General features: G+C 75.4%; 1 protein-coding gene. It reads right to left on the reverse strand.

The features are described 5' to 3' along the window. Positions 1–179 precede the first annotated feature (179 nt). A partial coding sequence (locus ACFXPL_RS32435) for an SUKH-4 family immunity protein (protein ID WP_384926375.1) occupies positions 180–1,635 on the reverse strand: 1,456 nt, incomplete at its 5' end.

Here is a 1,635-nt window from a genome sequence, read left to right on the forward strand (position 1 = left end):
TCCGGCGACCACCTCTATCTACACGACCTATGTCGTGGGCTGCTTCTTTTGTTTATAAGACACAACCCTTCTGGGCAAAGCCACTTTGACACACGCCAGGGTGGGGTACAGCGAGGCGCCCACCGCGGTGGGGTGGGCGCCTCGGTCATCCGTACCGACGCGTGTGTACTAACGAATCGTCACAGCAATCCGTCCCACATCTGCTCCAGCAACACCGACCACCACGTCTCCGGCGACGACAGGGCCGCCGGGTCCAGCGCCGCCAACTGCGCCTGGAAGTCGACGGTCCAGCGGCCCGCCTGCTCCGGGGTCAGTCCGTAGCGCAGCCGCCACATCCGTCCCAGCAGCGCCATCGAGCGCGTGAACTCCGGCAGTCCGGTGTTCACGAACTGCGGCGGCACCGGCTGCCCGCCGGGGCCCGCCTCCACCGGTACGGCCATGATGTGCGCCGTACCGTACTGGACGCAGAGCGCCCGCCCGAAGTCGCTGCCCATCACGAGGTACGAGCCCGCGTCCGAGGCCGGCTGCACCTGCCGCTGCGCGGCCAGTTCGGCCAGCGTCGGCACCACCGGCTGCGGGGGCTGCGCCCAGAAGAACGGCCCGAAGTCGGCCGGCAGCCCCGCCCACACCAGGGTGCGCGCCACCAGCTCGGGCACGCCCTGCCGGGACACGGCGCGCTGGTCGAACCGGCAGATGCCCTGCGGGCCGAACGCCGCCGCCAGTTCCTGCGCGATCCCCTCGGGCGGCACCGGCGGCGCGGGCGCCACCTGCGGCAGCGGCGCCCGGAGCGGCGCGGGGCGCGCGGGACCGTCGGCGACCTGGTGCAACTCGCCCTGATGGGTGAGGAGATGCTGCATGCCCTGCTGCCTGCTGGCGTGGTCCTGACCGTACGGAGCGACGCTGGTGATCCGCACCTGCGGCCAGGTCTCCCGGATCATCCGCGCGCAGTAGCCGCCGGGCAGCTCGCACGACTCCAGCTCCGTGTGGAGTTCGAGCACCTGCTGCGGCGGCACGTTCATCCCGCGCAGCTCGTGCAGGATCTGCCACTCGGGGTGCGGGGTGCCGGGCGCGGAGCGCCGGATGATCTGCGCCTCGGAACCGTCGGGCGCGCGGTAGCGCAGCACGGCCTGGTAGCCGGGGCCGACGGTCGGCAGCCCTGACGGCGGTGGCGGGTAGCCGTACGGCGGGGGTACGGGGCCGGGGCCACCGGGAACGCCGGGCGGCGGGCCCGGCGGCATGCCGGGGGCGGCGGGCGGACCGGGCGGCCGGGGGGCCGACTGCGGCGGTACGGAACCACCGCCCGTCCGGCCCGGTCCCGCCAGCATGGTCGCGGCGTGGTGGACACCACCGGGCGGCGTACCGGGGGCGCCGGGGGCCGCCGGGGCGCCGTGCGGGCCCGGGGGAGGGCCGCCGGGGAGGCTCTGGCCGCCCTGGCTCGGGTCCGCGAACATCGTGGCCGCCTGGTGCACACCGCCCGGCGGGGTGCCGGGAGGGGGCATGCCGGGAGGCGGGGTGCCGGGGACACCGGGCGGGCCCGGCGGGCCGGGCGGACGCGGGACGGAGGAGCCGATGCTCGGCGCCATCTGCGTCGGCAGGTAGCCACCGGCCGGGGCGCCGGGCGCACCCGGGCCCGAC

Origin of the sequence: Streptomyces sp. NPDC059092 (assembly GCF_042756365.1) — a bacterium.
GTDB lineage: Bacteria > Actinomycetota > Actinomycetes > Streptomycetales > Streptomycetaceae > Streptomyces.